This window comes from Sphingopyxis sp. SCN 67-31 (genome assembly GCF_001725095.1).
The window spans coordinates 1-6,236 of record NZ_MEFH01000167.1 but is presented as its reverse complement, the minus strand read 5'-3'; the positions used below and the strand labels follow the sequence as shown (position 1 = coordinate 6,236).

The window sequence follows — 6,236 nt, the reverse complement described above, 5'->3', positions numbered from 1 at the left end:
CGCGCGCGGGCGGCGGCAGGCGCCGGGGCTCAACGAAAATCTGGCGCGCGAGATCATGGAATTGCACACGCTGGGGGTGCGTACCGGCTATACGCAGGCGGACGTCACGGCCTTTGCCAAGGTGCTGACGGGGCTGACCGTCGCCGGGCTCGGCCGCGGCGCGGGACAGCGGCTGATGCCCGCGGGCGCCGCCGACGGCGACACCGTATTCATCGCACCGCTGCACGAACCCGGGGCGCAGTCGATCATGGGCAAACGCTATGCGCAGGGCGGCGCGGACCAGGCGGAGGCGGTGCTGCTCGACCTCGCGCGGCATCCGGCAACCGCGCGGCACATCGCAACCAAGCTGGCGCGGCATTTTGCCGGCGACACACCCGCCCCCGCGCTCATCTCGCGGCTCGAGGCCGATTTCCTTCGCACAGGCGGCGACCTGACCTCGCTCTACCGAACGCTCGTCGCCGCGCCCGAGGCATGGGCGGCAGACCCCGCGATGTTCAAATCGCCGTGGGACTGGACCGTATCGGTGATGCGCAGTCTGAAGCTGCCGGCCCTCGGCGACCGGCAGAATGTTCCCGCGCTTTTCACGCAGCTCGGCCAGCCGATCTGGCGCCCCGGATCGCCCGCCGGCTATGACGATCTGGTCGCGACCTGGGCCGGATCGGCGGCGCTGATGCAACGCGTCGAGCTTGCCAGCCGGATCGCCGGCCGCATCGGCGACCGCGTCGACGCCCGTCAGCTCGCGCCGCTGATCCTTGCCGACGCCTTGACGACGCAAACCGCGCAGGCGCTCGCGCGCGCCGACAGCCCCGGCCAGGCGCTCGCCCTGCTCTATGCCAGCCCGGCCTTTCTGCGGAGATAGACGATGATCCTCTCGCGCCGCCATATGCTCATTAGCGGACTGACCATTGCCGCCGCCGGAGCGGTCCCGCGCTTTGCCTATGCCGCCGCGGCGACGCCACGCCGGCTGGTTTTCGTGATCCAGCGCGGCGCCGCCGACGGCCTTGCGATCGTCGCACCGACGGGTGATCCCGCCTATGCCGCGGCGCGCGGCGCGCTCGCCGAAGAGGCCGGCGGCGCCAGCCTCAACAGCCTGTTCACGCTGCACCCGGCGCTTGCCGCCGGCGCCGATCTCTATCGCGCCAAGCAGGCGCATTTCGCGCACGCCGTCGCCACCGCCTATCGCGACCGGTCGCATTTCGATGGTCAGAATGTGCTCGAAGGCGGCGGCTCGCGCCCGTATGAAAAGAGCGACGGCTGGGTCGGGCGGCTGCTGACGCTGCTGCCGGCGGCCGAGCGCGAGGCGCTCGCTATCGCGCCGGCGGTGCCGCTGGCGCTGCGCGGCAGCGCCCCCGTCGCCACCTACGCCCCTAGCCGCCTGCCGCAGGCCGACGCCGACCTGATCGCGCGGCTGTCGGCGCTCTATGCCGCCGACGCGCTGTTGCACCCGCTGTGGGACAGCGCGGTCAAGACGCAGGAGCTGGCGGGCGACATCGGCGGCAACAATGGCCGCAATGGTGCCGACCTCGGCAAGCTCGCGGCATCATTGATGCTTCCTGCCGACGGGGCGCGGGTGATGATGATCGAAACCGGCGGCTGGGACACGCACAGCGGCCAGCGCGGGCGGCTGACGGCGCAGCTTCGCGGGCTCGACCAGCTTGTCGGCGCGCTGCAGGTCGGGCTTGGCCCGGCGTGGAACGACACGCTGGTCGTGGTCGCGACCGAATTCGGGCGCACGGTTGCGGTCAACGGCACCGGCGGCACCGACCATGGCACCGGATCGGCGGCGATGTTCTTCGGCGGTGCGCTGGCGGGCGGGGGGCCGGTCGCGGGCGGGATGGTCTCGGCCGACTGGCCGGGGCTGAGCGCCGCAAACCGCCTCGACGGCCGCGACCTCAAACCGACGCGCAGCCTCGAAAGCGTGATCGGCGCCGCGATCGCGCATCACTATGCGCTTGATCCGGCGCGGGTGATGCGGACGCTCTATCCCGACGCCTGAGGCCATGGTGCCATCGCGACGGACGGGGCTGGCGGCCTTTCATAACGGCCCGAATGGTGTAGGCTGAACGCGAAGCAGCGGGCGGGGACCGATCATGTGCCGTGCGATGATGTATCTGGGCGAACCGGTGCAGCTCGACGATCTGTTGTTCAAGCCCGATTCCAGCCTTGTCAATCAGGCCTATATGCCGCGCATGTTGCACATGCTGAATCTCGCCGGGTTCGGGATGATGGCGTGGGATTCGACCAGTTTCGTGCCCGATGTGCCGCACCGTTACCGATCACCCTCGCTGCCAATTTTCGACGGCAATCTGAAATCGCTGGCGATCAAGACGCGCGCCGAATGTGTGATCGCACATGTCCGCGGGGTGGCCTATTCGACCAGCGTCAAGGTGAGCGAACAGAATACCCACCCCTTTCATTTTCCCGGCGCCGCGGTGGCGATGGCGCATAATGGCGACATTTATCGCATCGGCGATCTCAAGCGCACGCTGGCGGAGGCAATTGCGCCCGACCTGCTCGCGCAGATTTCGGGATCGACCGATAGCGAATGGGTCTATGCGCTGCTGCTGTCGCAGCTGGCCGACTGGCGCGCCGAGCCCGCACCCGATGAACTGGTGGCCGCGGTCCAGCGGACGGTGGATCTGATCGAGGCGGCGCGGCGCCGGCATGGCATCGCCATTTCATCGAGCTGCAATCTCTTTCTGACCACCGGCCGCCAGATATTGGGGCTGCGCCACTGTTTCGATTTCGGCCATTACCGTACCGGATCGCCCGACCAGCTCCACGAAGCCAATATGACCTTTCTGTCGATGTGGTTCACCACCGGGCGCGATTACGGATTGCACGATGGCGAGTGGCAAATGGTCGGCGGCGAAGAGGAACCGCGCGCGATCATCATCGCATCCGAACCGCTTTCGTCGAACAGCGCGACATGGATGCCGGTGCCCGAATATGCGATGGTCCACGCGGTTATGGACGGAAAGCGGCCCGATTTCCGGGTGATCCCGCTGGAGCGCTAGCGCCTAAGCGGCGACGGCATGTCCGCGGCGCATCGCCACGATCCGGGCCTCTACCTGATCGAGCGTATCGAGCGCGGTCACGAGATCGGCGTTGACCGACGTACCGAGCTCGCGCGCCAGGCTGTCGCCGGTTGCCAGCATTTCGGAGAAGATCGCGCGATCGAAAGCCAGCAGCGTGGTCTGCTCGCTGCTACGCAGCACCCGGTCGTGCGGGCTGTCCAACAGCGCGGGGGCCAGCCCGACGAGCTGCCCCGGTCCGGTCACGGTGAGCTGGTAAATACCCGCGCGATGCGGCAGCGCGCTGCGCACCGCGCCGCGCACGACAAGCCAGATGCACGCGGGATCGCCGCCCGGCGCGGCCAGATCGCGATCGGCGGCCAAATCGACACGGCGACCGGCATTCCAGAAAGCGAGCCGCTGGGCGGCACTCATCGCCGCGCAGCAGGGCAGCCGCGCCAGAAAGGCTTCGGCGGCGAAATCATCTTCGGCGACGGGCGGCAGCGCGCGCTGCGGGCGGGCGGCAAAACTGTCCGGCCAGCGCGCGAGGAGCGCGGCAATGTCGCCGGTCTTCACCTGGATGCGCTGCGCGATCGCCTGGCCGAGCGCCGCCTGCAATTGCAGCGATGCCGGCCGAAGCTGCGCCAGCGCCGCGCGAAATTGTTCGGCCGGCAGGTGCCAGGTCGCCACCGGCCCGCGCGCTATGCCCATCGCCGACCGCCGAAGATCGCGGCCGATCAGCGCCATGTCGCCGATCACCTCGCCCGGCCCGGCCTGGGCCAGCGTGGCGAGCCCGCCACCGGGCAGCCGTTTGCCGATTTCGACGCGGCCGTCCGCGATGAGATAGAGACCGTCGGCGCGCTCATTCTGGATCAGGATCGCCTCACCGTCAGCGAAATGGCGCGGCGCAAAGGCGGCTGCGAGTTCGTCGCGTTCGGCGTCACCCAGTCCGGCGAAGAGCGGGACGTCCGCCAGTTGATCGGCGGACAGCGGCGTCATGCAAAGCTGGCCCAGGTTGGCGCGTGGTCGCTCGCCTTTTCGCGGCCGCGATACGCCTTGTCGACCTGCGCATCGATCAGGCGGTCGGCCATCGCGGGGCTGAGCAGCAGATGGTCGATGCGGAAACCATGGTCGCGCTGCCACCCGCCGGCCTGATAATCCCAGAAGGTCCAGACATGCCCGGCCGGATGGCGGCTGCGGATCGCATCGGTCCAGCCATCGCCGAGCATTCGGAACCACGCATCGCGCGATTCGGGCTGCATCAGCGCATCGTCCGCCATGCCGCGCACGTCCCACACATCGTCATCGTGTGGGATGACATTATAGTCGCCTGCCAGGATCGCGGGGATTTCGCTTGCGAGCAGCGCCTTCGCGCGTTCGCGCAGCCGGGCCATCCAGCGCAGCTTGTAATCGAATTTGGGGCCGGGATGCGGATTGCCGTTGGGAAGATAGATCGCCCCGATGCGGACGCCGAAAACATCGGCCTCCAGATAACGTGACTGTTCGTCCTCGGCCTCGCCGGCGAGCCCGCGCTGCACTTCGACCGGATCGGTCCCCTTGGCGAGGATCGCGACGCCGTTGAAGCCTTTTTGCCCGTGATAGAGGAGGCCGTAGCCCGCCGCCTCGATCTCCTTGGTCGGCATCGTTTCGTCGCTCGATTTCAGTTCCTGCAGGCAGACGACATCGGGCTGCGTTTCATCGAGCCATTCGACAAGACGCGGCATCCGCGCCTTGATCCCGTTGATGTTGAAGGTGGCGACTTTCATCGCCCCGCTATGGCAGGAAGCGCGCCGCTTAGAAAGGCGTCAGATCGAGAAGCTGGAGCCGCAACCGCAGCCCGAGGCGGCGTTGGGATTTTCGACCTTGAACGAAGATCCGCCGAGCGAATCGACAAAATCGACGGTGCAGCCGCGCAAAAGATCGAGGCTGATCGAATCGACCACCAGCTTGACCCCGTCGGTTTCGGTGACGCGGTCATCGGCGTCGATGCTTTCAGCCAGACCGAAGCGATAGGTGAAGCCCGAACAGCCGCCGCCGTCGACCGCAAGGCGCAGTGCAGGTTCCACCCCGCCCTTGCGTTCGGCGATCCAGCGGACGCGCGCCGCAGCGGCGGGAGACAGGGTGATATCGTCGATCTGCGTGGCCATCCTGTGAAGATAGGATCGCTAGCCCCAAAAGAAAAGGGCGCCCCGGCCGCTGGCCTGGGGACGCCCCTCCTCTCCGACCCAGAGAAACTGTTACTCGGGACCGCCCATGGCCAGCTTGTCGCCGGTGAGCGCCGCGATCGTCATCGAATCCGACCGGACGAACGGCATCGGGTTGACCGGTTCGCCGTCGATGCGGACTTCGTAATGGAGATGGTTGCCGGTCGAGCGGCCCGTCGAACCGACATAGCCGATCACATCGCCCTTCTTCACCTGCTGTCCGGGCTGCACGACGAAGGACGACATGTGGCCGTAGCGCGTCTCGATCGCGTTGCCATGTTCGATTTCGACATAATTGCCATAGCCGCCAAGGCGCTGGGCGCGGCCGACGATGCCGTCGGCAGTGGCGTAGATGGGGGTACCATAAGGCGCCGGAATGTCGACGCCATTGTGACGCGCGAGCTTGCCGGTGATCGGGTGGACGCGCATGCCATAGGATGACGAGAGCGACATCTTCTCGATCGGTCGGCGCGACGGGATCGCGATGCCGATATTGGCGGTCAGCCCGGTGTCGAGACGCTTCCACGCCTGAAAAATCGCATAGGCTTCGCTGTCGTCGCGCTGCGTCGGTGCCCCCGGGACGCTGTCCTCATCGGGTTCGTCGGGGACGACGATGCCCGCATCGCTGCTGCCTTCGACCGCATGTGCAGCCGGAACAGTCATGCCCGTCAGTGCCAAGGCACCGAAAACAAGACCAAATCGGAACTTTTGCCCCAGAGAAGCGTTTCGCACGTATCGACCCCGCTATCGCCTTGTCGCCGACCCGTTTTACGGCGGTGTCGGCGCCGGTTGTTTCTCGTGGATGGGATTATTCCCTTGCCCGCGATGGTTACTGCGTGGCCGATCCTTACGAAGCAATAACAGCGTAGTATTCTTGCGTTAAACCGGCATCCCGGCGCGCCGAGTCGTTGAACGGCGGCTTCAGCACCCCGCGAAATCGCGATTTCACGAGGGTTTGCCATGTCGGCGCCGGGGCGAATCCCAATTCGTCGCACATCCAGTTGAACCAGACAGTGCC

At 66.9% G+C, this 6,236-nt stretch carries 8 protein-coding genes; 3 read left to right on the top strand and 5 right to left on the bottom strand.

The features are described from left to right. The 3 genes from ABS88_RS22770 to ABS88_RS22760 all read left to right on the top strand — a co-directional run. On the top strand, positions 1-859 hold an 859-nt coding region (locus ABS88_RS22770), incomplete at its 5' end, for a DUF1800 domain-containing protein (protein WP_286750673.1). 3 nt (positions 860-862) lie between these two features. After that, entirely contained in the window at positions 863-1,996 is a 1,134-nt protein-coding gene (locus ABS88_RS22765; protein ID WP_286750672.1) for a DUF1501 domain-containing protein, read from the top strand. A 94-nt stretch (positions 1,997-2,090) separates the two neighbouring features. Beyond that, positions 2,091-3,017 (top strand): class II glutamine amidotransferase, encoded by a 927-nt coding sequence (locus ABS88_RS22760; RefSeq protein ID WP_286750671.1) that lies wholly within the window; start codon positions 2,091-2,093, stop codon positions 3,015-3,017. 3 nt (positions 3,018-3,020) lie between these two features. Here the strand turns inward: ABS88_RS22760 and ABS88_RS22755 are convergent, their stop codons facing one another. The 5 genes from ABS88_RS22755 to ABS88_RS22735 all read right to left on the bottom strand — a co-directional run. Next, the gene (locus ABS88_RS22755) at positions 3,021-4,013 is read right to left on the bottom strand and encodes a cyclic nucleotide-binding domain-containing protein (RefSeq protein WP_286750670.1); all 993 of its coding nucleotides are present in this window, start codon (positions 4,011-4,013) and stop codon (positions 3,021-3,023) included. After that, on the bottom strand, positions 4,010-4,780 hold the full coding sequence (gene xth, locus ABS88_RS22750; RefSeq protein ID WP_286750669.1) for an exodeoxyribonuclease III: 771 nt from the start codon (positions 4,778-4,780) through the stop codon (positions 4,010-4,012). Before xth ends, ABS88_RS22755 begins: the two co-directional genes overlap by 4 nt. A gap of 39 nt (positions 4,781-4,819) precedes the next feature. After that, positions 4,820-5,161, bottom strand: a complete 342-nt coding sequence (gene erpA / locus ABS88_RS22745) for an iron-sulfur cluster insertion protein ErpA (RefSeq protein ID WP_058813114.1) — start codon at positions 5,159-5,161, stop codon at positions 4,820-4,822. Positions 5,162-5,251: 90 nt separating this feature from the next. Further along, positions 5,252-5,881, bottom strand: coding sequence for a M23 family metallopeptidase (locus ABS88_RS22740; RefSeq protein WP_286750668.1), 630 nt, complete (start codon positions 5,879-5,881; stop codon positions 5,252-5,254). Between the two features lie 184 nt (positions 5,882-6,065). Next, positions 6,066-6,236 (bottom strand): DUF455 family protein (locus ABS88_RS22735; RefSeq protein ID WP_286750674.1); only part of this gene is annotated, 171 nt, incomplete at its 5' end.

What these genes read in the sequence shown, in the direction of transcription:
- ABS88_RS22760 (WP_286750671.1), top strand. Translation starts at nt 2,091, where the DNA reads ATGTGCCGTGCGATGATGTATCTGGGCGAACCGGTGCAGCTCGACGAT.
- ABS88_RS22755 (WP_286750670.1), bottom strand. Translation starts at nt 4,013, where the DNA reads ATGACGCCGCTGTCCGCCGATCAACTGGCGGACGTCCCGCTCTTCGCC.
- erpA (WP_058813114.1), bottom strand. Translation starts at nt 5,161, where the DNA reads ATGGCCACGCAGATCGACGATATCACCCTGTCTCCCGCCGCTGCGGCG.
- ABS88_RS22765 (WP_286750672.1), top strand. Translation starts at nt 863, where the DNA reads ATGATCCTCTCGCGCCGCCATATGCTCATTAGCGGACTGACCATTGCC.
- ABS88_RS22740 (WP_286750668.1), bottom strand. Translation starts at nt 5,881, where the DNA reads ATGACTGTTCCGGCTGCACATGCGGTCGAAGGCAGCAGCGATGCGGGC.
- xth (WP_286750669.1), bottom strand. Translation starts at nt 4,780, where the DNA reads ATGAAAGTCGCCACCTTCAACATCAACGGGATCAAGGCGCGGATGCCG.